This window comes from Eubacteriales bacterium mix99, assembly GCA_038396605.1.
Classification (GTDB): domain Bacteria; phylum Bacillota; class Clostridia; order Caldicoprobacterales; family DTU083; genus UBA4874.
Map to the genome: position 1 here is coordinate 316,317 of CP121690.1, position 23,989 is coordinate 340,305.

General features: G+C 40.7%; 22 protein-coding genes. 2 read left to right on the top strand and 20 right to left on the bottom strand.

Going from position 1 to position 23,989, the window contains the following annotated elements:
- Positions 1–20 precede the first annotated feature (20 nt).
- The 6 genes from QBE55_01285 to QBE55_01310 form a co-directional block, all read right to left on the bottom strand.
- A complete protein-coding gene (locus QBE55_01285) occupies positions 21–353 on the bottom strand; it encodes a cytochrome C biogenesis protein (GenBank protein ID WZL78834.1) in 333 nt (110 codons plus the stop codon).
- Between the two features lie 35 nt (positions 354–388).
- Entirely contained in the window at positions 389–1,414 is a 1,026-nt protein-coding gene (locus tag QBE55_01290; GenBank protein WZL78835.1) for an LCP family protein, read from the bottom strand.
- Positions 1,415–1,465: 51 nt separating this feature from the next.
- A complete protein-coding gene (locus QBE55_01295; GenBank protein WZL78836.1) occupies positions 1,466–1,702 on the bottom strand; it encodes a hypothetical protein in 237 nt (78 codons plus the stop codon).
- Positions 1,703–2,182: 480 nt separating this feature from the next.
- Positions 2,183–2,989: a hypothetical protein gene (locus tag QBE55_01300; GenBank protein WZL78837.1), complete on the bottom strand. Its 807-nt coding sequence runs from the start codon at positions 2,987–2,989 to the stop codon at positions 2,183–2,185.
- A gap of 393 nt (positions 2,990–3,382) precedes the next feature.
- Positions 3,383–4,489 carry a hypothetical protein gene (locus QBE55_01305; GenBank protein WZL78838.1) on the bottom strand — a complete coding sequence of 369 codons (1,107 nt, stop codon included), beginning with the start codon at positions 4,487–4,489 and terminating at the stop codon, positions 3,383–3,385.
- Positions 4,490–5,250: 761 nt separating this feature from the next.
- Positions 5,251–7,035, bottom strand: a complete 1,785-nt coding sequence (locus QBE55_01310; GenBank protein WZL78839.1) for a DUF262 domain-containing protein — start codon at positions 7,033–7,035, stop codon at positions 5,251–5,253.
- 171 nt (positions 7,036–7,206) lie between these two features.
- On the opposite strand from QBE55_01310, the gene QBE55_01315 reads away from it, so the two are divergent.
- Together QBE55_01315 and QBE55_01320 are read left to right on the top strand one after the other, a co-directional pair.
- Positions 7,207–7,428 (top strand): ribbon-helix-helix domain-containing protein, encoded by a 222-nt coding sequence (locus QBE55_01315; GenBank protein WZL78840.1) that lies wholly within the window; start codon positions 7,207–7,209, stop codon positions 7,426–7,428.
- Positions 7,429–7,589: 161 nt separating this feature from the next.
- Positions 7,590–8,174 (top strand): hypothetical protein, encoded by a 585-nt coding sequence (locus QBE55_01320; GenBank protein WZL78841.1) that lies wholly within the window; start codon positions 7,590–7,592, stop codon positions 8,172–8,174.
- A 297-nt stretch (positions 8,175–8,471) separates the two neighbouring features.
- Here the strand turns inward: QBE55_01320 and QBE55_01325 are convergent, their stop codons facing one another.
- The 14 genes from QBE55_01325 to QBE55_01390 form a co-directional block, all read right to left on the bottom strand.
- Positions 8,472–9,110: a hypothetical protein gene (locus QBE55_01325; protein ID WZL78842.1), complete on the bottom strand. Its 639-nt coding sequence runs from the start codon at positions 9,108–9,110 to the stop codon at positions 8,472–8,474.
- A 92-nt stretch (positions 9,111–9,202) separates the two neighbouring features.
- On the bottom strand, positions 9,203–10,345 hold the full coding sequence (gene wecB / locus QBE55_01330) for a UDP-N-acetylglucosamine 2-epimerase (non-hydrolyzing) (GenBank protein ID WZL78843.1): 1,143 nt from the start codon (positions 10,343–10,345) through the stop codon (positions 9,203–9,205).
- A gap of 28 nt (positions 10,346–10,373) precedes the next feature.
- On the bottom strand, positions 10,374–11,228 hold the full coding sequence (locus tag QBE55_01335; GenBank protein ID WZL78844.1) for a sugar nucleotide-binding protein: 855 nt from the start codon (positions 11,226–11,228) through the stop codon (positions 10,374–10,376).
- A gap of 91 nt (positions 11,229–11,319) precedes the next feature.
- Positions 11,320–12,417, bottom strand: coding sequence for a nucleoside-diphosphate sugar epimerase/dehydratase (locus QBE55_01340; GenBank protein ID WZL79830.1), 1,098 nt, complete (start codon positions 12,415–12,417; stop codon positions 11,320–11,322).
- A 72-nt stretch (positions 12,418–12,489) separates the two neighbouring features.
- Positions 12,490–13,722, bottom strand: a complete 1,233-nt coding sequence (locus QBE55_01345; GenBank protein ID WZL78845.1) for a nucleotide sugar dehydrogenase — start codon at positions 13,720–13,722, stop codon at positions 12,490–12,492.
- Between the two features lie 25 nt (positions 13,723–13,747).
- Positions 13,748–14,836, bottom strand: a complete 1,089-nt coding sequence (locus tag QBE55_01350) for a GDP-mannose 4,6-dehydratase (GenBank protein WZL78846.1) — start codon at positions 14,834–14,836, stop codon at positions 13,748–13,750.
- 59 nt (positions 14,837–14,895) lie between these two features.
- Positions 14,896–16,386 (bottom strand): lipopolysaccharide biosynthesis protein, encoded by a 1,491-nt coding sequence (locus tag QBE55_01355; GenBank protein WZL78847.1) that lies wholly within the window; start codon positions 16,384–16,386, stop codon positions 14,896–14,898.
- Positions 16,364–17,521, bottom strand: coding sequence for a CapA family protein (locus QBE55_01360; GenBank protein WZL78848.1), 1,158 nt, complete (start codon positions 17,519–17,521; stop codon positions 16,364–16,366). The genes QBE55_01355 and QBE55_01360 overlap by 23 nt, the downstream gene beginning before the upstream one ends.
- 47 nt (positions 17,522–17,568) lie before the next feature.
- Positions 17,569–18,516 carry a N(5)-(carboxyethyl)ornithine synthase gene (locus tag QBE55_01365; GenBank protein ID WZL78849.1) on the bottom strand — a complete coding sequence of 316 codons (948 nt, stop codon included), beginning with the start codon at positions 18,514–18,516 and terminating at the stop codon, positions 17,569–17,571.
- A gap of 18 nt (positions 18,517–18,534) precedes the next feature.
- Positions 18,535–19,434: an ATP-grasp fold amidoligase family protein gene (locus QBE55_01370; protein WZL78850.1), complete on the bottom strand. Its 900-nt coding sequence runs from the start codon at positions 19,432–19,434 to the stop codon at positions 18,535–18,537.
- Positions 19,435–19,477: 43 nt separating this feature from the next.
- Positions 19,478–20,614 (bottom strand): EpsG family protein, encoded by a 1,137-nt coding sequence (locus QBE55_01375; protein ID WZL78851.1) that lies wholly within the window; start codon positions 20,612–20,614, stop codon positions 19,478–19,480.
- 1 nt (position 20,615) lies between these two features.
- Positions 20,616–21,692 (bottom strand): glycosyltransferase family 4 protein, encoded by a 1,077-nt coding sequence (locus tag QBE55_01380; GenBank protein ID WZL78852.1) that lies wholly within the window; start codon positions 21,690–21,692, stop codon positions 20,616–20,618.
- The gene (locus QBE55_01385; GenBank protein ID WZL78853.1) at positions 21,693–22,856 is read right to left on the bottom strand and encodes a glycosyltransferase; all 1,164 of its coding nucleotides are present in this window, start codon (positions 22,854–22,856) and stop codon (positions 21,693–21,695) included.
- Positions 22,843–23,973: a glycosyltransferase gene (locus QBE55_01390; protein ID WZL78854.1), complete on the bottom strand. Its 1,131-nt coding sequence runs from the start codon at positions 23,971–23,973 to the stop codon at positions 22,843–22,845. Before QBE55_01390 ends, QBE55_01385 begins: the two co-directional genes overlap by 14 nt.
- Positions 23,974–23,989 lie beyond the last annotated feature (16 nt).

The window sequence follows — 23,989 nt, forward strand, 5'->3', positions numbered from 1 at the left end:
CTGCTTCTGCAGATCCGCCTTCAAAAGCTTGTCCGATACAGCGGGATCACATTGATTACCGGTTCTTCATAGGGATGTACTTTTTTTATGGCATCCACGGTACGGTCGATATCTTCATACCGGCAGGTAACTTCCACCTTTATCTCAGGCTCAGAGCTCAATGTCTGCTCCTCCCCGATGTAGGGACTGCTTCCCGGAAGCGGCCGCCAGCATCCAATGACCCTGCTGTATGACAAACAGCTGTCATAATTCCCTATATGCCCGGCATCCACGCTCCGCAGCGCCTCCTGCAGCTGTGTCAGATGGGTCCCCGGAATAAAGATTTCAATTTTGCAGTACTTAAAACGTTCCATGCATGTCTCTCCCCGTTTCATGATTTTACAGACGTTTATTTGGCCTTGCTGCTGTCTTCAAAGATAATGGCCTGCAGCGCCTCCCTGTTCTTTGGAAGATCCGGAACCATTACCAGCATCTTACGAATCCACGCGGATTCATAGGTGCCGTCCAGGGGAATCCGATTCTCTTCAATCTTCTCAGGATGGAACCGGAAAACATTATATACCAGGCTGATCATTTCATTGTTGGTAAGGTCCGTTGAAATATAGGGGAACAGGGCATCCACCATGTTCGTGAGCTCCGGCAGTCCCAGAGTCTTTACCTTTTGAAACGCAGAAAGCATAACGTTTCGCTGCCGCTGTGTCCGCTCAAAGTCATTGTTCCCGACCTTGCGGATCCGCGAATAAGCCAATGCCAGCTTCCCGTCCATATGTACCTTTCCCTCGGACAGGCCCGAAAACCCCTGCTCCTTCAGGTGAGCTGCTTCCTTCGCATTGATGTCGATATCCACTCCTCCGATCTTGTCAATCACTTTCTGAAAGCCGTCAAAATCCACTTCAACATTGCCGTCTATTTTCATAAGAAAGTTCTTTTCCACCGTGGCATCCAGCAGTTTCATTCCTCCGAAGGCATAAGCTGCATTGATCCGGTTGTCGCTGTATCCCGGTATCTGCAGATACATATCCCTCATAAGGGATGTGATCTTCACTTTCTGATTCCGTTTGTTGACCGTGAGAATCATCATGGAATCCGAACGGGCTCTGTCCTCCCCGGGCCTCTTGTCCTGCCCGATCAGCATGATGTTCATAATATCCTTGTCCTTCATAATGTCCCCGCCTTCGGGCCACTTCAGATCCTCCGGATTCATTGTTGCATGAGGATCGTCCCCTTCCTCCTCATTCGTCTCAAAATATTCGTCCTCCGGCTTGATCGTTTCCTTTGCCTCCTTGCGCGAGATCTTGTTCAGCTCGGATTGCGCAAAAAAATAGACCCCGGAACAACCACCGATCAGAACTACCAAAATAACAATGACAACAATCGGCCATTTTTTTCTCTTGCCTTTTTTGCCTTTTCCCATGTTGATTCCCTCCCTCTCAACCCCAATACACCGTTTCCGGCATAACAGTAATTAATCAGATTGTAGCACCATTGCCACCTGCTTGTCCATACTTTCCATATTTCTTCCAATCCATGCTCCCACAAGGGGGCGGCGTCCTCCTGCAATTCTCCAGAACCTCCGCAAGCTCTTTTCTGCATTTCCCAATGATATCCGGTAAATCCTGTTGGAAGACATACTCGCACACTCCTGCAAATGCCGGCTGGCAGACTGCATTCTTCCATCTTTTGCGATCCTGGAGATATACATAGGATCATCTCCTATCCTATACGAAACAGACTTCAGGGTATTCAGGGCATAGCCTCGCCCCTGCTGCTTTTCAGCAGCAAAAAGGATGGATGCTGTGTCCTCATTTCAGGCGGCCCTGCGCCGAAACAGCTAAGGCTTTCCTCATGATTTTTTAGTTCGGGTTCAGTCTTTGTCCTATTATACGTTGATAGCTATTTAAAACATTTGATATGAAAATCATAGCACAATTACTATGATAATACAACAAAAATGGAAAATTAATGGAAAATTTATGATGAATCAGGCTGGAATATGTTGATATATGTCATTTCTAACATACGATATGCTGCATGGTTCTGAAACGAATCAGCGCAACGGGAGCAGGATCCCGATATGGTAAGCAATCCCGCCCATGAGCATTTCCTGGCACCATCATCAGGAAAATAAGTCTCCGGTTATACTGCCATTCTCATAATACGGCAATCCATCATTCCATCATTCTCAGGCTGTCGCTCCTTGCCGGAAAGCTTCAGATATAGCCGGCCCCGGATCTTTGGAGGATTCAGGTGGCTCTGACGTTCCTGGAGGCTGACCCGGCGTTGGCGTCTCCGGAGACGGATCCGGCGTTGATGTTGGCCCTGGAGTCGGAGTGGGCTTTGGTGTTGGAGTGGGCGAGGGCTTTGGAGTCGGCGTGGATGTCGGCCTTGGAGTGGGTTTGGGAAACGGCTTTGGCGTCCCCGGAGACGGTGTGGGTCTTGGTGTCGGAGTCGACGTGGACGTCCCTGGAGACGAGGAAGGATCTGGCTTTGAGGTCTTGGGTGGCTTTGACTTCCGGGGTTTCTTAGATGGCTTCGGTCTCCCGGCAGAAGGATGATGCGATGTACCCGGTTTATTGGTGTTGGCAGTCGGAGGCGTCTGCCTGGACGACTGTGACTGATTATGCTGCCGATTATCGGTCGCAGCGGTCCTGGATTGCTGCTCCCTGGCTTCCACTGCTTCTGCTGCTGTCTGCCACTGTTCCTTATTGGCATTCCCCTCAGGTTCCGCACCCCGAGCATCATTTGCTTCCTCATTCCCTTTATCTTCCTCAATGGATTCCGTAGCATCTTCCTCATCAATCATTTCTCCATCGTTGACCTCGTCCTCATTCTCTCCCATTTCATCATCCTGCACCTCATCTTCCGCCACAGGATCATCATTCATGTTTCTATACCTGTCGTTCCCTCTGCTTTTACCAGCAACGGATACGATCACCACAGTAGATATGACTAAAACCGCTGTAACACCAATGATAATTTTGTCCCGCATGCCCACTTGATTCGCCTCGTTCCTGTTTTCTCCATCTTTTCATCTATCGGTTTATCATCCCGGACATCCTATCCAATCCCTTTGCAGATGCACCGTCATGCTTCTCATTCATTTGTTTCAATGCCTGCCATGTGGTTTGATCTCCTGCACTCAGGCAATCCTCTTATAATAACCTATCGGATTTTTCAACAATTTATTTAACTTTTGATGTGTTTGTGTTTCCATGTATCCGCGGAGTGGCGATCACAAAGGGGCTGCCGCACAAAGCGAATAAAAATCGCTTATGCAGCAGCCCCTTTCAATTGAACAATATTGCCTAAAAAGGCACAAATTCATCCATCCATTCTCTTTTGAGCCAATTGCAGCTACTGTTTTCAGGAAATAAAGTGAACTTCAAAGTTTCTTGAAACCCTGCTTTTCAATATTCTCTTTCTCTGGAACCGGACGATATTTTTCCGGCGTTTCATATTTTGGAGTGTCAGCTTTGGCAGCTTCCAACTCTTTCTCCGCTTCTGTTATTTGTGCATCTAAATCCAGGATGGAAGACTCTTCCTCCACTTTCGGGAACGTCTCAGGAACTGGAGTTTGAGCAAGCAGGCGAAGCTTGGTTATGATTTCCTGTGCATCACGCTGTGCGCTTGCATATGTAATACTGGATTGATCGACGGTATGGGAAATCAAAAGAATTTCAGACATAAAACCATTGATATTAACCATAACGCCAAGATGATTGCAAGTCGGAATAGAATTTGAAGTACTTATTGAGTTTGTCTTTGTCTTTCCTAATCCAATACCTCCTGCCACCGCACCTACCCTGCCCAAAAGTAACCCTCCCGCTACAGCACCACCCAAAGATGCATGTTTCCTGGCTTTTCCGCTTTCATGGGTTTCGATCCGATAGGAATTTTCAACATTTAACTCTGCTCCTTTGATACTTGAAAAAACAGTCTCAGATTGATTGATCCGCACTTTCCCTTCAACCGGGCTATACATCAACTTTCCACCGCAGATATTTTCCCATCGTGCATTGGAAATGCTTTGTATTTTGGAAATCCGCCCTTTTATAAGCTTTTGCTTTTTTGCTTCAATCCGGTGAATACGCGCATCATATTTTGCATCTTCATTCTTATGCACGCTGTTCATAACTTTGTCATGGAACAAAGGATCCTCTTCGAAACGCATACGGTTTTTTTCTTCTTTGGAAGTATAAATACCATTCTTTTTCTGCACTTTAACGGACTGTTTATAGAGCCTGGAAATGATGTAATCCCGTTGCTTTTCTTTTTTCCAGAACAGCTTTTTTACACCCAAAAAGATAAGTAATAATGCCGGAATAATCAGCACAAGGCACGAAATTCCTGCACCTCCTGCAAGGGCCAATAAACCCATTAACAATAGAAGTCCGCCAAGAATATCAAAAATGATACCACCACCAGATAAAAGAATTTTTCTTTTATCTTTATCAGACAGAGAATCAAAAGATCTTTCCTTAAGCTCCATGATAAAAGGCTTCCTCTCTCAAAAATAAATGTTTACGCAAGCTTCGGCGCCTGTGAAGGAAATAAAAATGTCCGCTCCAGATCATTCTGACAAAATAAAGTTATCCAGAAAAATAAGCCATCAAGCCAAAGAAATTCCGTGCATAATGAAAGTATATCAGGAAAATAAGAGATCCGTCAATAAAAGCATCTCCTTTTGCTCTCCTTTTTCCAGGCAAAATTCAACATACTCCCATAAATAGAAAGAGAGCCAGACTTCTCCGACTCCCTCAGGTATGCGTCCGCAAACACATACCCCAACTACTGAAATAAGTTGATATATATCATTTCTTAACATACGATAGGCTGCATGAATTCCATCATTCACTCGGATGCCTGTTCCCTGCCGGGAAGCCTCAGATATAACAGGTCCCGGATCTTTGAACGGCTCAGGCGGTTCTGACGTTCCTGGAGTCTGCCTCGGTTTTGGCGTCTCCGGAGGCGGACCCGGCGTTGATGCCGGCCTTGGTGTCGGAGTCGGCGCAGGCTTCCTGGGGAACCAACGCTTGCCAATGTCCCTTCTTACCACTCTCTTTGGGAAAGAGTCACCGGTAAGGATAAACGGATGAAGCTCTGCCTTGACTTTACTTTTTCATTAATCTTTTCAAGTTCTCATTGAACTTATAGCCTATAAGGAAGAAATATTCAGTATCCGTTTTCTTGCCGGCGGAAGCCCCGATCCTGAGATGAAAGGGGAGGAGCATTATGGTAAGGAGAGGACTGTTATGATAAAGATACCACTGCATTGTCGGAATGGGACAAATCCAGGGATGGAATCGATTTTCCCATAGAGGCGCTGATCAAATCCAGCAATGCATTGGCGCGTTTCTGGAAAAACCCGTTGAATTCATCCTCCTGAAGATCTGCCATGGAAATGTGATGCGTTTCCACATATTTGGTCAAGTCATCTTTGCTGACATGACCTGCATTTTCAAGTGCCTTAAGATAAACACTCGGTTTATTTCCGCCGATAATGCGATTGGAATGCGCGGTAAGAGGCGTTTTGTTTACAATGGAGTTCCACTTGCTTTTCTCATAGCCTTCCTTCATACAGTAAGATTTTGGGAAAATGTGATGGATATCAATGTTTTCCTCCAGAAAAGTTGAAAAGTCCATGGGCCTTCCACTGACAAAATCAACTGCCCCTGACTGCAGAATTAATGCCATAACTCCTTTGTATGCAGCACTGAGACGATTCTGCATGGACAGCAGCCGCTCAGGATCAAAGCCGGCGCGGGATACGGTATTTGGTTCCAGCCCTCCGTCCAGCCACTCCATCACACCCGTTACATCATTTGCAAAGCGCGTTTCATTGGCACTGCCATACATTTCGCCAAATACCCCGCACCAATACCATCTGACGAGCTTTCGTCTTACTGTACTGTCCAGCGTCCTGTTTTTAAGGACAGCAAACAAAACGGATAAAGGAATCAGCTGCGTGGTATATGGCAGATCACGCTTACAGAAGATACGCTGCTCTCTCAGAAAATTACCGGTCTGGATGAAACCATGCATGAGGTCATCCGCATATTTCCGATAATCCCGGAGCTTTAAATCCAGGACATCACGTTTTTTACAGCTGACAGCCATACCGCCGCTTTTGTAATTATAATAACGGCTCACCAACGTAACTGCTGTCAGAAAGTCCGTATTGGAGACAGTGGAAAGCAGATTCACCTGTTCGCACATGTTCTCACAGCGATGTTCCCAGTCTTTGCGCAAATCAAAATTATCCACTGCAAAAGAGGCTGTGACCAGTTCGAACACAGTCAGCGATACCCCTCCGGTGTTTACATTTTCAAAAACCTGACAAACGGCCTCTTTGGGTATATTCTTCCGTAAGGTTATGACGGGCACCTTATAGCTCTGCATAGGTATCAGGACCGCTGCATTGAACTGTGCGTATCTTTCCAATATGTCCCTGTCATAGTGATAATATCTCTGGTAATCATTCATCCACATACTGCAGGCATAGTTATCAAATACAATATTGAGAGGGAACATGTGACTTTCAAACTCCTTCTCCCGGGTGCTGAGATCCAAAACTATCCTGCGCCCAAAATCCTCTTTTATGATTTTGTCTTCCGGCACAGAAATAATGGAATCGATGCGATCGATGCCGGACAGGCATTTCTCTATATCCATATAGTAAAATCGTTTCACGTCTTTATGTTTCTGCGTCTGAGTAGGAACCGCTTCCCTGCAGTACATGGCACAATAAATGGAAGTAAGCCGCTGCTGCCCGTCCAGAACCAAAGTATCCGGACTGCAGTCCACATTAGAGCCTGTAAAAGGACGATGCTTGAAGCGAATGGAACTGCCGTTGTACTCCAGGAACATCAAAGCCCCAATCGGATAGGAGTTGGAAATACTGGCAATCAAAGCCCGGATTCGATCCGTATCCCAGACCCATCCTCTTTGAAAATCGGGAAGCTGGATATTCCCCTGATCGATATCCCTTAAAATGTCTGCCATTGATATATCGTTTGATTTATAGGTACTTGTCATTTCTCAATCCTTTCGTATGACCATGCTCCCGCAAAGGTGAGGAGAATACAGATCCATTCATAATTCTCTCTTTCTGGTTACAGTTTACAGAAACTCGATATCCTCCAAATATTGAGCATGATGATAAATAATATTTTCAATTATCTCTTGACACATGTGCCACAATATTATATGATAAATTTGTGGCACATAATAAAGGAGGTGTTATCACTGCCGCCCAACAAAAAGGTGGGCCGTCCAACTGATAATCCAAAGCGTCATAACGTAAAAGCCCGTATCGATGACGAAACCTACCATATTTTAGACAACTATTGCAGGACAAACGGAAAGTCCAAATCAGAGGGCATCCGCGACGGAATCAGAAAGTTGGATCCGAACACCAAAAAAGTATGAAAGGAAGCGGCGGGCTCTCCGGAAAAGAACACACGCCACTTCCCCGGCCGACAACTGCCGTTTGGCACTTGCAGCGTAAATATTATATCATGCGCGGGCAGCTCCATTCAAGGCATTGTCGGAAAGATCGAAAAAGACAATGACAAGGAGGAGAAGATTTCATGTCCATTATTGAGGAAGTATACTATAACAATCTCGTGTACGCCATAGAAAATGGTGAGGATTCTCAGTCTGCCCATGCAGAGCAACTGCAGGATAAATGTTTGAAGAATCTGAAGGCAGTATTGAATGACTCCGAAAAGGAGTTGTTCGAAAGGTACTGTGATGCTCAGGAAAGTGTGGAAGAATTCACCCATTATCACATTTTTGCTTACGCATTGAAGCTTGGTATTCTTCTTATGGCGGAAGCCTTTGCAGGCAGAAAAGATATCACCGGAGAAAGGAATCATCCGGAGACATCGATCCTTCACAAGCTTTTTGGCGGGGGACTCAATCCTGCCGAGAACATCGTACCGAAGGATCCAAGATATCGCAACGTATTTCAGGTAATTGACGAAAAGGAGAGTCATCTAACGGAGAAGCTTCCTCCCGAGGAGCAAAAACAGCTTGAAAACCTGACCATCCTTTATCTGGAGGCATCTTATCTGGATAGTTCTGCATGCTTCTCCCACGGGTTCAGCCTGGGCGCCTCCATAACCTCCGAAGCCTTCGCAGACGCAGACAAGCTGATGCACAAAGATTATTGATATTGATACAGCACTGACCTAATGTACCCCAGGTTCCTGCGGATACCGTCTCTTCTGACGGTATCCGTTTTCTTGACAACCGGAAGCTCTGAGCCTAGGATGAAAGGAACGGTGAAGGATTGAAGTTATTAGAGCTTTTCAAGCTTGATTGAAAAACTTCAAAAATGCCAGGGGAAGCATGTATGAAGCCACTACCATCATTATGCTTGGCCTGATTACAGAATCCTCTTTATTAGTAAAATTCGATGACTACATTTTTCACATTTCTTGCTATTTTCATATCCCAATGCCTCTGTATTAAATCTCATCCAAAGCTGTCTGTAATGCTTTCTGATACGACTCATCCGATAAAGAAATGACATCTGCCGGAGCAGAACCACTTATGTGGTATACTCCATTTTCGGGTGAAAGTTCGATATAGAAAAACAAATCTCCATCAAAATCTCGCACATTAAAATGCAACACCACTTTATTATAATCTGCCTTTTTAAAGGCTCCTCCACACTTATCTCTCATATCCAGAACGATATCCAGATACTTTCGTGCATTATCCAAAGGAGTTTTTTCACTCACATAAATATTAACTCTGGCTAGCGTAGTACCCACTTTATTATCATATACTTCGGTTATATCAAAATCTTCCCAAACACTCTTCATGCTATCGAATACTTCTCCGCTCGATACTTTTTTTTCAGTCTTTGAATCATCTTTTGAATCAGATGTAGCTTCTGGCGAAACTGTTGGTTCCGTTTTCACCGTAGTCTCTGGATCGACTGCAGGTGTGTTCATGGCCTGGACCATACCGACAATACCGAGAGCAAAAAATACCGCCGTCAAAATGCCAAGCACTTTTTTAGGCTTCTTACGCACCACTTTAACAATCAGAATGACCAAACATACCAAGAATCCAATTAAGCCAACAAAAAACAAAAACATTTTACAGACGCCTCTTGGAATTATTTTCTTTTTTTGAAAAAAGACTCAGTTCTGTATTGCTTTAACCTATAAATAACAGACCAGAAGCAATTTTAATATTTTCTCCAGACCATCTTATTAACTACACCCGTATAGCTCTGTATAATCTTTACCACTTTGGAAGATATGTTTTCATCGGCATAAGCCGGCACAGATGTTCCATAGTCCCTGTTTTTGCTCATCTCGACAGCAGTATCCACTGCCTGCAGTACCTGCTCCGTGGTAATGCCAGCAAGTATAAAATTTCCTTTATCCAGTGCTTCAGGACGCTCCGTGGAAGTTCGGATGGAAACTGCTGGAAATGGTAATCCCACTGATACGAAATAGCTGCTTTCCTCCGGTAATGTACCACTATCGGAAACAACTGCAAAAGCATTTGCCTGCAGTTTGCAGTAATCATGAAATCCAATGGGCTTGTTCTTTATTACCCGCCTATCAAACTCAAAGCCCCGTTCGCTAATATATTTGGCACTTCTTGGGTGACAGGAATAGAGAACTGGCATATCATATTTCTCAGCCATCGCATTGACCGCGTTCATTAAACTGAAAAAATTCTCCTCGGTGTCAATGTTCTCCTCACGGTGCGCAGAAAGCAGAATATACTTTCCCTTTATAAGCCTAAGCTTTTCAAGGACATTGCTTGCCTTGATCTGATTCAAGTTCGCATGCAGGACTTCTGCCATAGGCGAACCGACAACGTAGGTTCGCTCCTGCACTGTTCCTTCACAATTCAGATACCTTCTTGCGTGCTCGCTGTAGCATAGGTTTACATCGGCAATATGGTCTACAATCCTGCGATTGGTTTCTTCCGGCAGACATTCGTCAAAACAGCGATTTCCCGCCTCCATGTGAAAAATCGGAATATGCAGTCTCTTGGCAGAAATAGCTGACAAGCAGGAATTTGTGTCTCCCAGTATCAACAATGCATCCGGCTTCTGCTCTGCCATTAGTTTGTAGGATTTTGCAATAATATTTCCTATGGTTTCTCCCAGATCTTTTCCTACAGCGTCAAGGTAATAATCCGGAGCACGAAGCCCTAAGTCCTCAAAAAATACCTGATTCAGCTCATAATCATAGTTTTGGCCAGTATGTACTAAAATATGATCAAAGTATTGATCACACTTTTTAATAATAGCTGACATCTTTATGATCTCAGGACGGGTACCAACAATAGTTAATAATTTTAGTTTGCTCATTTCATTACCTCATGTCACTAAATTTTCTTCAGAGTCTGTAATGCGGATACATCTTTTTATGCTTCAGAGTCCATTGAGCCAGTTCAGATATCATTGTTTCGTAATCCGGAATCAAATAGCTGAATTCATATCTGGTTCGCTTGAGGGACTTGTCAGCAACGACTCCATCAACAGGGTTGATTTTAATGAAATCATCCTTAAAATAATGATTAAACAATCGGAGCAGATCACATTTGGAAATTGCATGATCCGGTACAGTGTTATACAACCCACATACTTTTTCTTTTGCCGCAGCTTCCATTGTTTTAGCAAGCTGCAGTGTCGTTTGACCCGTCCACATTGCTTTTGTGTACCCACTGACTTCTCCGGATTGTTTTAAAAACCAGTTTAGAAGTCCGATCCCATTCCGATTGATATCAGGACCAACAATTGAGTTCCGCAAAGTTACATTCTTGTCATCATTCAACTCGCCCAGGGCTTTTGACCGATCATAAAATGATTCTCCATCTTTAAAATCATCTTCTGTATATTCACCCCGTTTACCCGAAAAAACACAGTCTGTACTCATATGAATAACCTGGGTATTTGACCCACTGGTTGCTTCAGCCAAAAAATGAGGGAAGTAGGCATTTAGGAAAACTGCCAGAGGTTTATCCTGTTCAGCAGATTGATTTAAAATGCCGATGCAGTTTATAACAGTATCAAATTTACCTGCCTCAATAACACCGCGCAGGAACTCTGTATTCCTTGCATCTCCGGTAATACATTTAATGTAAGCCGATTTACTTCGATCAAATCCCAACACATCATGCCCTTGTTCTTTCAAATACAAGGAAATAGTATGTCCCGCCATACCATTGCATCCAAGCACTAAAAATTTCATGGTATCCTCCAATCATATTCCTAAATTATGCATAACAATGAACCGATTTTCTCTTTAGCTGAGAGACACAAGTCGTTCCTGAACAAAGAACTCACTCAACATTATCTTTGGAGGTTGCAGCTTCCTGCTTTGAGCTTTCAATCTCCCATTCATCAATTTCATTTCTAATGTACTCAAGAGACAAAAGCTTTTCTTTGACCTGTTTCAGGTTAAAAAGTTGCGTATTATTGGAATTGAACTCTGTAAGAATGTTCCGCCGAGTATCTCCTTTAATAAAATACTTATCATAATTCAAATTCCGCTTATCACAGGGAACCTGATAAAAATTCCCCAGATCAATGGCATGTGCGCATTCTTCATTCGTCAGCAGTGTTTCATACATCTTTTCCCCGTGACGAATTCCAATAATCTTTATCTCATCATTTGAATGAAACAACTCCTTTACTGCCTGCGCAAGAACACCAATTGTGCATGCTGGCGCTTTCTGTACAAGGATATCTCCCGAAACGCCATGTTCAAAAGCAAACAGTACCAAGTTCACAGCTTCATCCAGTGACATAATAAACCTTGTCATTTTAGGCTCGGTAATAGTGATTGGTTTTCCTGCCTTGATCTGTTCGATCCAAAGTGGAATAACGGACCCGCGGGAACACATAACATTGCCATATCTTGTACAACAGATTTTCGTTCTTTCTGGTTGAACAGTACGCGATTTTGCAACGATAACCTTTTCCATCATGGCTTTAGAGGTGCCCATTGCATTAACCGGATAAGCAGCCTTATCGGTAGAAAGGCAAATAACTGTCTTTACTCCGGCTTCAATCGCTGCTGTCAATACATTGTCCGTGCCAAGTACATTTGTCTTAACAGCTTCCAGTGGAAAAAATTCACAGGACGGAACTTGCTTTAACGCAGCCGCATGGAATATATAATCCACTGCATGCATAGCATTTTTAACGGATGCCAAGTCCCGAACGTCTCCAATAAAGAACTTGATCTTGTCAGATACTTCCGGCATGTTCGCCTGAAACTCATGACGCATATCGTCCTGTTTCTTTTCATCACGTGAAAAAATGCGAATCTCACCAATATCTGTTTTTAAGAAACGATTTAATACAGCGTTACCAAAAGATCCGGTACCGCCGGTAATCATCAGTACTTTGTCTTTAAAAAACTTTGATGCATTCATCACTATGTCTCCTTTATAAACATACCCTATAAATTCTGCATTTGTTGCCCTGCGGATCTCATCATTTTTCACTCAATCTCTGCCGAATAAATCTCTCGTATATACTTTCTCCTTCACGTCACTCAGACACTTGTCATACCTGTTGGCGACGATGACATGACTTATCGCTTTAAATCTTTTTAAATCATTTACCACTTTACTGCCAAAAAATGTGCTGCCATTCTCCAATGTTGGTTCGTATACAACAACAATCGCCCCTTTAGCCTTAATACGTTTCATGATACCTTGAATGCTACTCTGTCGGAAGTTATCGGAGTTTTTCTTCATGGTTAGCCTATACACACCGATGATTACTTCTTTCTCCTTGCTTTTGTCAAATTCGCTATCTGCTCCATAAGCTCCGGAAATCTCCAATACACGATCGGCGATATAGTCCTTTCTTGTACGGTTGCTTTCCACGATTGCCTCAATCAGATTCTCAGGAACATCTGCATAATTAGCTAAAAGCTGCTTCGTATCTTTTGGCAGACAATATCCACCATATCCAAAACTCGGGTTGTTGTAATGGCTCCCAATTCGTGGATCCAGGCATACGCCATCTATAATCTGGTGCGTATCCAATCCTTTCATTTCCGCATATGTATCCAGTTCATTAAAATAGGACACACGCAGCGCAAGATATGTATTGGCAAACAATTTAACCGACTCTGCTTCTGTATATCCCATAATCAGCGTGTCAACGTTCTCTTTGATCGCGCCTTCCTGCAAAAGCCCGGCAAAAATATTCGCTGCTTTCACCAATCTTGGGCTCTGCGTATCCGTTCCCACTATGATACGGGACGGATAAAGGTTATCATAAAGAGCCTTGGATTCACGAAGAAATTCCGGATTAAAGATAATATTGTCACAATGGTATTTCTCCCGTACAGACGATGTGTAACCTACTGGAACGGTAGACTTGACGACCATAATCGCATCCGGATTATACTGGATGACCAGTTTAATAACCGCCTCTACAGCAGATGTATCGAAGAAATTTTTCTTGCTGTCATAATTGGTCGGTGTTGCAATGACTACAAAATCAGCGTCTACATATGCTGCCTTCGCATCCAATGTAGCTGTAAGATTCAAATCCTTCTCAGACAAATATTCTTCTATGTAATCATCCTGGATAGGGCTCTTTCTATGATTAATAAGTCCCACTTTTTCCGGAACGATATCTACAGCCATTACCTCATGATACTGGGATAAAAGCGTAGCAATCGACAACCCAACGTATCCTGTCCCTGCTACTGCAATCTTCAAAATACCTCACGTTCCTTTCTCTTACTCAATCCATATAAAACTCTTTATACCATTGGGCAAACTTGCGAAGCCCATCCCTTAAACCAGTACTTGGTTTAAACCCAAAGTCCTGTTCCAGTGCACTTGTATCGGCATAGGTAACAGGCACGTCCCCTGGCTGCATGGGAACCAGCTTTTCATGTGCTTCAAAATCGTAATCCTTGTCCAATACTCCTGCTCGCACCAATTCCTGTTGAAGAATGTCCACAAAATCAAGCAAATTCTCCGGATGATTGTTTCCGATATTGTAAATCGCAGCAGGAGGAATGGGAAGACCATCCTCCCCGGTAACTCGTTTCGGAGCACCACACATCACGCGTTTTATGCCTTCAACGATATCGTCAATATAAGTAAAATCCCTCTTACAATTGCCGTAATTGAAAATCTGAATGGTTTCATTGTTTCGCAGCTTGTTTGTAAAACTAAAATAAGCCATATCCGGTCTCCCTGCAGGCCCATAAACCGTAAAGAACCGCAGCCCGGTTGATGGGATATTATACAGTTTACTGTAAGCATGAGCCATAAGTTCATTGCTCCTCTTTGTCGCAGCATAAAGACTGACCGGGTTGTCCACCATATCTTTGGTAGAATATGGAACCTTCTTATTATAACCATAAACAGATGAGGAAGAAGCATATACAAGATGTTTTACACCTACAGAGTCTCCGTCATAGGAATGTCGGCATGCCTCCAGGATGTTATAAAATCCAATAATGTTTGATTCTATATATACATCAGGGTTTGTAATGGAATAACGGACACCTGCCTGGGCAGCCAGATTGACTACAATGGATGGCTTATAATGTTTAAATATGTTATCAATAATGCCTCTATCCGCAATAGAGCCTTTTAGGAACGTCCAAACGGATCCTAAACATTCGTCTGCACACTTTTTAATCTGCTCAAGCCGATATTTCTTGATGCCCACATCATAGTAATCACTCATATTGTCTATCCCAATAATATGCACATGGGATGTTGTGCGTAGCAGCTCCAGCACTAAATTAGATCCGATAAAGCCAGCTGCTCCTGTGATAAGATAAGTTTCCTCACAATGTACTTCTCCGCTTTGCAATTCTAATTCTCCTTTGCCTTTTGGAAGTCCCTCTGCTATTTACTTCATTATCTTTAAATTCATCGGTGCAAGCTGTATTGTATCTTCTTCGCTTTACTTCTAAATTTTCTAACGAATCCAAAGTTTAGAAGTTCTTCTTTCATTTGCGGAAACAGTAATAAGACAGCAAAATAGATAATAACACAAATCAAAATGGAAACAAAAGACCAAACGACATTTTGGCTTATTTGCTGAAGAGCGAAACCCACAACTCCCATAACAATTGAAGAAACGATAGCAGGATATACATTTTTCATAATCGAGTAAGTCGAAATCCCAAAACAATACCACAATATTATCAACCCAGTTATTACGCCCTGTATTCGGACTAATGAACGCCCTATATACAATGCCCTAAAACCTATCGGAGTTAAAATCATCAATATAATAACGAGAAACACCAAATGGATACACTGCGATAACAAAGAAAGTTTTGGCTTTCCTTTGCTCCTATAAACCTCACTGTTGTAATGCCCAAAAATAATTGTAAACGCACTGGTAAGTGACCACAGCCCTATAAATTCCGAAGCCTCCATCCATTGACTCCCAAGCAGAATTTGGGTGGCCAAGTCTCGATATAGGAACAGTCCTATGCCCATCGGCATAACCAGAACTGCTACATATCTTTGAAATTTAAAAAAAGTATTCCGAAATGCCGATTCATCATTTTGATACCTGGAAAGAGCGGAAAACAAAACCGGGGTTGTAGCGCCAGTTATAATCGCCATATAGGCGTTGACTGTCGTCATGGATGTTTTGTACAGGCCAAGATAATGCTCATTTAAAAACCTTCCAACTATAAAAATATCAACATTTGATGTTAGCCATATTGATATCTGCTCGAAAAGAGACCAAAGGCTAAAAGATAACATTTCTTTTAGTTTATCAAAGCTATAAAATAATTGAGGCTTCCAAGGCGACTTTACAGTCAATATAACAGCATTAGCTATCTCTTTGAGTAAATTACCAAATATGATTGCCCAGTAACTTTTAAGCAATATAGCCAGAGGTACGGTAATAACTAACGGAATAAGCGATGTAACCAATCGTGCTTTGAACAGTGTTTTAAAATCAAAGTTACGCCTATATAATGCCGTTTGTATACTGGAAAAAGATAATATAGGGATAGCCAACCCAGCTACAACGATCGCTTTCTCTTTCCCCTCATTCCCTACAAGCTTTGCGATCGGATCGGCAAAGACAAAAATAGTGAACCAGATTATCAACGAAAAGATAAAGTTTGTCCAAAACGCAACGTTCGTACTGTCAGCCAGATCCTTTTTATCCTTAAACTCATGCTGTACAATATATTTTTGGAATCCAGCATCCGTAAACATATCAGAAAAACTGATGACCATCGTTATTGTCGCAACCACTCCAAAAACTTCCGGAGCAAGAACTCTCGCCAATATCATATTGGTAATAGGCGAAATTAGCTTGCTTACTATTTCAGTAATGGATGACCACTTAGTCGATGACGATATCTTCTTATTTAGATTGTTTTGTTTCATTTTGCATTCCTTGCCTTATTAATTCGTTATGAGCTTCACATACAAAATAATTCCACAGCTTGAGAAACTCCTTTTCTCTGTAATTCCGACGAATAGATTTATCAACAAATTTTTTTCCTAAAAATTTGCTAAGTACTCTGAACCACAGAGAAGATATATGCTTCCCTTGTAAAGCACGTAAATAGACAGGCAACATTTCAGTTGCAAACTCATCATATTTTTCTTGAACTATTTTATCAGACTTTATCTCATCAGATCGTTTCCAGAATTCTTTGAAAATATCTTTTTGCTCATTCTCGTTTGCAAGCCTCACAGCATTCCCATTTTTTATAATCGGATGATAAATGATTGAAACATTGGCTTTAGGTGATACATTCAATTCAATTAAAAGAGCTGTTTTCCAGTATTTGCTATCTGAGCCATCAAATAAAAAATTTCCTTGACCATACACTATATTCCCATCACCATATTTCTCCTCACATCCAATACAATGGGAATGTTGACATACAACAAGATTTGCACCCTTATCAACCATTTTCCTGCAAACTCTTTGTAGGTAAGGAGAAGGATACCTATAATGTTCCTTTCCTCCATGATATAAGACAATAACATAATCAACTTTACTCTTAAGATCAAAAATATGATCCAAACTTACAAGTGGATCAAACGGGTTCGCACCACCATGATTTCCACCTGCAATAGAAAATTCATGCTCAGCACAGCAATAAATTCCTATTTTTAAATTCTCATATTTGCATATATAAGGACGTTCAGCCTTGAATAGACTTCTCCCGGCACCTGCATATTTAATGCCAGCTTTATCAAGTGCTTTAATTGTAGATAAAAGTCCTTGCTCACCCTGATCAAGAATGTGATTATTGGCCAGTGTAAAAAAATCAACATTAAGTTTGTTCATCCCATTAATCATAATTTCCGGAGCAATTAAGTTAGGACCACACTTTTTTATCGGAGACCGTACATCCGTTAACGGAGTTTCAAGATTGAAAATCCGAAAATCTGCCTGTTCTAAAATTAGTCCTAACTTATCATCCATCAATTTTCCCATTTGGCCCGTTGAAAATTGCTTATAATTGCTCTCTGTTGGAACTAAATCAGCACCGATTAATAATCTCATACTTCTCCTTAAAATACCATAAAGTTTTTATTTGGAAACTCTTCTTTTTACTTTATTGTTCTGTTATTTAATACAACACCATTTTTAGCGTATAATGCATTTCTTAAGACATCATTAATGTCTCCTTCAATCAGTCTATCGATATAACTATAGACCGCAGAGGAAATATTGGCAGAAGCTGTTTTGTAAAATAAAGAAGGTGTGTGATCAACAACATAATGCAATATACCGCCTTCAGAATAGACAGGATCTTGAATCGTTGTTGGTATACTCGATTCTATTCCTCCATTCCGATCACAACTAATATCAATGATCATAGCCCCTTTCTTCATTCTTTTTAAATCTTCATGATATATAATATGATCATTTCTTGAAGAATCCCATAATATTGCATTCACTATTACATCATAATTCGGAAGTTCTCTACGCAATAGCACATCCATTTTTCTGCTATATACTGTAACATTTGCTCCCAGTAACGTTAAGATTTTCAAAGCTCCGCTACCTACATTTCCTCTGCCGATAAGTGCGACTTTGGCATCATATGGCATCTGGCCATAACATTGAAATGCATGCATTATTGCTGCTTCTCCAGCTATCTCATTATTACGCCAAAAAACATGTCGACCACCTTCAAACATATCTTCCCATGCAAATGCTGTCAAACCACCTCTAATGATTGCATTCCTGATAGGCTTATTTTGGACTGCATGCAGCCAACCAAATATAGTCTGATTATGTAAACCTGTTAGGTATTCAGCATCCCCGATCTTAGGATCGCAGATAATGTCTTTCTTCAGTGCCTCTTCTCGATCAACCATATGCACACCATGTATGGCAGCATAATCATCATCAGAGTATCCAAGAACGTTCCCGTATCCATGCTGAAAATAAAGATGATCCCGATTTTTTATCTTAGATAAATCTGGCGGAACTATAGCCCGACGCCTTTCGTTTTCCTTTTTATTAATTGGGAAACCTATGGTCCTTTTCATAATAATTGGCCTTCCTTCCTAATCAATATGAATTAAATCTCCAAAGTACAAGTCGGTTTCAGGCAACAAATTTAAATCGAATCCGCTTTGCGGATATAGTGTTAGCTCACCAAAATAAATCTTATGATTGCACTCATATAGATCGACACGAATAAAGGGTATCCCCATAGAAAGTTTTCCTGCTATCGCAAACATCTTATCAATCTCATCCGGCCTTTTCAAAGAAAAACCGGCAGGTGCTTCCTTTCCGCTTTTGTTGATTCTCAAAAGCTCCCAATCCTTATTAAAGAAGTAGAACTTTGTATTACCTGTTTGTCTGCCAATACAAACCATAACACAATCTACATTGCCATTAAAGCAAAAGAATTTATAATCTGCCAATCCCTCATTACTTAATTGATCTTGCAGGTATTCTTCTGCAATAATTCTTCTGGGTACGTCTTTATAGGGCCATTCACGACCAATTAAATAATAATTCTGCTTCAGTCCTTTTCTGAGCCTTCTTTTTATCGCCTGAACATCCAATGCTGACTTATCTTCGCAAAGACACATACCTAATCCGGAATTGTGAGTACACTTCAAGACAAACTGATTTGGCAGTGCATTAAAATCAATTTCATCCGGATCCTCCCATACTCCAAGTAAAGGAATTAAGAACTCTTCTCCAACGGTATCTGCAATATATTTTCGAACTTCATATTTATCTACCATCATCGTATATTTAGGATGTCGGTCATACAACTTTAACCATTGTATCTTTTCGTTAAACGTCTGAGGCGAATTCAACCTCAATTCTCTGTCCATTTTTGCTCTATACTTTATCCTGAGATATTTTTCATCCGGTAAGAAGTTCAATATTCCGTAGTTCAATAAACAAATTGTCCACATTTTCTTTGAGACTAAATTCTTAAAATACATATATTTTGCATCCTTTCGACTTATGTAGAAATAGTCCGGCCTTTTAATCCCAAAATAATATATATTCATCCAAACCATTTGAAACTAATATATTATCATAATGAATATTGAAAAAAAGTCTTACAATAAGATATACAATCATGAAGAGTGTTAGAAAGCTAACCTTTTTGCTTCCATATACAAGTTGAACAGATCGGGGCTTTAGTTGTAAAGAAGCACAATACATAACAAAGAAAAAATAAAAATAATAAGCGCTCCGACTAAATACAGGTGCGAAATAGCCTAGACTTCCACAATAAAAAGTAAAAATACCACATACAACACTCAAAACGTAAAATTTATCAAATCGTTCGGTGTGATACATTCGCATAATGATATATAGTATTGGTAATAGCCAAATGATCTGCATAATGCCACTACCAGAGCCCCCTTCAAGTTTGAGATAAGCGTCATACTTGGAGAAAATAGAGAATTTTGTAATGGCATATTCAGCAAACTTATTGAAGCTAAACAATGCAATCGAACCTACTACTAACAAGGATATTATCTTTAAGATTGTAAGGTTGCTATTTATAAATTTATAGATTAAGTATGCTCCTAATGCAAAAATAGCGCTATAATGAAAAAGCAATGCTATACATAATAATAAAAAACAACGCTTCTCCTTTCCCATTGATTCATAAGAATAAGCGAGAAAGACTATACTAAGAGCCAACATCATTCTTAATAGATGAAACGAATAAATATATAATAGAGTAACATAGGCAAAAACGGAAAAACCAACATTTATTCTATCCCTTAAAAGATAAATAGCTCTGTAAACCAAAAATAAAGAGAAAAATTTTATTATTCCTATACCAATATAAGGATTACTTATGAAAGAATTCAAAAAAATACATAATAGCTTGTACCCCGGCTCAAAATCAAGAGACTTTAGGTCATTAAGGCTCCACAATTTATAGTATTGAACATACGTAGGAATGTCTTCTCCGCTTTTTGTAATGAAGACAATCAAAAAGAGAATAACGAACGATAGGCTATAAGTATTTAATGAAAATTTATTATAAATATATTGTGTTACAGCTCCATCTTTTACAATAGGTACACGTTCCTTCTGAGCCATCGCTGCCATCGCCGGAGCAACAATAAGGACTAATATTAATAATAGCAATTTTGTCATCTCAAGCTCCCTCTATTGTGTTTTGCAAAAAAGAAGTCCATTGGCTTGTGATTCTGCTTATCGACAGGCAACTTCTTATATCTTGCGCTTCCTTGGCGATACTCCGAGCAAACGGGGAGTCTGATAAAATCAGCTTCATAGCATCCGACATTGCGTTTCTATCGCCAACAGGTACTAAAATGCCATTAGACCCTGACTTTATAACTTCTCGAGCCCCACCAATTGGATGATCTGTCGAAATTACCGGTAAGCCCATTGCCATTGCTTCTATCAAAGCATTGGACAGTCCTTCATAATCTGAGGGAAGCACAAACAATGTTGCTTTTTGTATCTTATCAAGCACCTGCCTATTGTAGCCTTTTAAAATAACCCTTCCCTCCAAATGTAATTCTGAAATCTGTAATTCAAGTGAAGATCGAAGAGATCCTTCTCCATATATCTCCAGAACATATTCCGGGAACAATGCAGCGATATCTGCAAAAGCATTAATTAATAATCTGTGATTTTTCTGCTTCTCCAACCTACCCACGGAAACGATCCTTTTCTCCCGTTCTTCTATCCAAGGAGAAGGAATTGAATCATCCAAAGGATTCAAAATAATAGCGCTGCGTCTGCGGATCTCTGGCTTAAAGTAATTACAGGCATCCTGAGTCTGAAAAACAAACCCATCTGCTCTTTTATATAACATATCCCTTTTATTTCTCAATTGCCGACTGTCCGGATCAACGTAAGGATTGTTACGTTCACTCAAAACCACTTTTATTCTCGTCTTATGCAATGAATTTAAAACAAAAAGATTCACAGCTGCTGTAAAGGAAACCACAATATCGGGCTGACAGGATAATACCTGCTTTTTGTATTCATGACATCGGGATAGATAACGTAATCCACGAATATTAATTTTGCTTCGAACCTCGGAAACCTCTATTTTTTCATCTATTGGATACTCAATTTGACTATTAGCAATCATTTTTATGTATACTTCATGACCTTCACGGCTCACTTCATTTGCAAGGCGTGCAACAACTCTCTCTGCCCCTCCGCCAGCCAATGAGCCAATTGTAAATAAAATTCTCATTTATTCCCTTTCGTTATTCCTGATTATTTTTTTCAGGCAATTACAATAAGTTTGCCCGGCTGATCCAGCGGTAAAACCGTTTTTCTCAATTATAGAAAGATACTTTTCAGGCACTGGATGTTCCTTTCTTATCCCACTGATTATTGCTTCTGCCCAAATGGAGACGCTGGTTATCGGAAGAAACTTGACAAGCCCTAAATGCATATCGCATTCTCTTGTTATAGAATCTGATAATATGATTGGAGTACCTGCAGCCTGGCTTTCTATAGCTACAGTTGGTAGTCCTTCTTTAATGGAAGGCAGGATAAGCATATCCGCATACTTCAATAAATGAGGAATATCATTTCTATGCCCAATAAAACGAATACTATCCAATATTTTCATTCTGGAAGCTTTGTCATAAACCTCACTATACAATTCACCGTCACCAGCAAACAAAAATACAAATGACCTGCACTTCACCTTTAATTGAACAATCAGCTGCAATATAAAATCATGATTCTTCAATGCAGTAAAACGACCCACATGCATAAAAACAAGAGCATCCTCTTCTACACTAAACTCCTGATTATATGCTTGTCGCTGTTTAACAGATAATGTATTCTGATAAGCTTTAATATTGACGCCATTGGGAATAAATGTAACATCTCTCTTTAAAAGATACTTTGAGCCAAAAATAAAATCAGCGGCTAATTTACTACAGGTCATATAATCCGTAGCGATTCCATAATTGGTTCTTTGATTCATATATCGCACAAACGGTAACATATCAAAGTGTCTCTCATATTGTGTCTTGTGAGCATGGAGAATAAACGTATGGATATGATGCCGTACAGCAGCTCTTTGAAAAGGTACTGCTCTTAATCCGTCAATATGACAGTGAACTGCATCATAGGCATGCGCAACCATAACCTGATTAATAAAATCCCAGAATTTTTTCCAACCTTCCAATCTTGGCCTTGGCATTAAATAAGATTCTGTTCCTATCGCGTGAACCCGTTTCAAGAACCTTTCTCCACCCTTATAGCTGAATGCCATGATATCAAAGGTAAAATCTTTGCTCTTATTTTCTAAAAGATTCAGAATCAACGAGGATATACCCCCACCATAGCCAGAAAAAATATGGAGTACACGATATTCAGATTTCTGATTACTCGTTTCCATGTAAAACTCCCAGATATTCCTCTCGAATTCTTTTCACGTCGACACGGCTCTTTACAAACTCAATAGCATTCCTTGATATCCTCTGGAATTCAACACCATTCATATCCACAAGTTTCTGCAGATTATCTATAAATTCTTTCTGATTGTTCAAAGATATCGCCCAGCCAGCTTCCGCTTTGTTTACATCGTTCCATGGAGTCTGGTCACTGATCATTACGGGAAGACCGGCCAATAAGGCTTCTGCGATAACATGTCCATAATTTTCACTTAATGTAGGCAGAAAAAATACCTGATACCCACTTAAAACATTGTAAACCTCAGCATGTTTCACTACTCCCTGATACGACACCTGCACGTTACCAGGCATATTCGCAATAATCTGAAGACAATCATTCCAGTAATCCGGATTCTCCAAGGGGCCATAAATAGCCATCCTGATATCCCCATGCAATTGTCTTATACAATTTAATGCAAATATCAAATTCTTCTTTGGATGAATCCGGGACAAAAACACCAAGAATAGTTCGCCAGATCTTTTATCATTACAAATATGTAAAAAATCTGGAATCGTCGGGATATTATCCAATAATAAAATCCTATCGGGGGATATATGCAGTATCTTTTTTATGGCTTCGGTTTCTTCCTCACTGGTAGATTGAAAACTTATCAACCTGCTTTTCCAATATTTTTTCAAAGCCCATAAATACGGCATCTTCTTATATTTCTTCTTAAAAGCATTTTTACATAATTCACCACGTGGAGCTATTAATGCACGTATATTTTTTTGCTCTGCTAAACTTAGAAAAGGATACGTGCGCTTCATGTCAAATATACTATTTAGATAAATCCAATCCGGCTTTACTTCATCTAAAATTTTCTGAAAGTATGGAACCCTCATTTCACTTTCTTTTAGATATCTGACATGTGCATTACCTTGTAGCTGCCATCCTTCTCCGATCCCTTTCAGTTCTGCCTTTGAACCATATTCATGATTGCTCGTTACTATATAACAATCTATATCATGGCTCATTAACCGACAAAAATTTAAGATACTGACAGGAGGGCCACCGTAATTTTGAGCTGGAAAATAGCCTGATACAACTATTAATATCCGCATATAAGTGATCTCTCTT

Excerpts from the sequence above, each read along its gene's own strand:
- QBE55_01310 (WZL78839.1), bottom strand. The coding sequence starts at position 7,035 with ATGACAAGTACCTATAAATCAAACGATATATCAATGGCAGACATTTTA.
- QBE55_01370 (WZL78850.1), bottom strand. The coding sequence starts at position 19,434 with ATGTATTTTAAGAATTTAGTCTCAAAGAAAATGTGGACAATTTGTTTA.
- QBE55_01320 (WZL78841.1), top strand. The coding sequence starts at position 7,590 with ATGTCCATTATTGAGGAAGTATACTATAACAATCTCGTGTACGCCATA.
- QBE55_01365 (WZL78849.1), bottom strand. The coding sequence starts at position 18,516 with ATGAAAAGGACCATAGGTTTCCCAATTAATAAAAAGGAAAACGAAAGG.
- QBE55_01295 (WZL78836.1), bottom strand. The coding sequence starts at position 1,702 with ATGTATATCTCCAGGATCGCAAAAGATGGAAGAATGCAGTCTGCCAGC.
- QBE55_01355 (WZL78847.1), bottom strand. The coding sequence starts at position 16,386 with ATGAAACAAAACAATCTAAATAAGAAGATATCGTCATCGACTAAGTGG.
- QBE55_01300 (WZL78837.1), bottom strand. The coding sequence starts at position 2,989 with ATGCGGGACAAAATTATCATTGGTGTTACAGCGGTTTTAGTCATATCT.
- QBE55_01340 (WZL79830.1), bottom strand. The coding sequence starts at position 12,417 with ATGAATGCATCAAAGTTTTTTAAAGACAAAGTACTGATGATTACCGGC.
- QBE55_01305 (WZL78838.1), bottom strand. The coding sequence starts at position 4,489 with ATGGAGCTTAAGGAAAGATCTTTTGATTCTCTGTCTGATAAAGATAAA.
- QBE55_01325 (WZL78842.1), bottom strand. The coding sequence starts at position 9,110 with ATGTTTTTGTTTTTTGTTGGCTTAATTGGATTCTTGGTATGTTTGGTC.
- wecB (WZL78843.1), bottom strand. The coding sequence starts at position 10,345 with ATGAGCAAACTAAAATTATTAACTATTGTTGGTACCCGTCCTGAGATC.
- QBE55_01375 (WZL78851.1), bottom strand. The coding sequence starts at position 20,614 with ATGACAAAATTGCTATTATTAATATTAGTCCTTATTGTTGCTCCGGCG.
- QBE55_01390 (WZL78854.1), bottom strand. The coding sequence starts at position 23,973 with ATGCGGATATTAATAGTTGTATCAGGCTATTTTCCAGCTCAAAATTAC.
- QBE55_01290 (WZL78835.1), bottom strand. The coding sequence starts at position 1,414 with ATGGGAAAAGGCAAAAAAGGCAAGAGAAAAAAATGGCCGATTGTTGTC.
- QBE55_01285 (WZL78834.1), bottom strand. The coding sequence starts at position 353 with ATGGAACGTTTTAAGTACTGCAAAATTGAAATCTTTATTCCGGGGACC.
- QBE55_01385 (WZL78853.1), bottom strand. The coding sequence starts at position 22,856 with ATGGAAACGAGTAATCAGAAATCTGAATATCGTGTACTCCATATTTTT.
- QBE55_01360 (WZL78848.1), bottom strand. The coding sequence starts at position 17,521 with ATGAGATTATTAATCGGTGCTGATTTAGTTCCAACAGAGAGCAATTAT.
- QBE55_01335 (WZL78844.1), bottom strand. The coding sequence starts at position 11,228 with ATGAAATTTTTAGTGCTTGGATGCAATGGTATGGCGGGACATACTATT.
- QBE55_01315 (WZL78840.1), top strand. The coding sequence starts at position 7,207 with ATGATAAATTTGTGGCACATAATAAAGGAGGTGTTATCACTGCCGCCC.
- QBE55_01380 (WZL78852.1), bottom strand. The coding sequence starts at position 21,692 with ATGAGAATTTTATTTACAATTGGCTCATTGGCTGGCGGAGGGGCAGAG.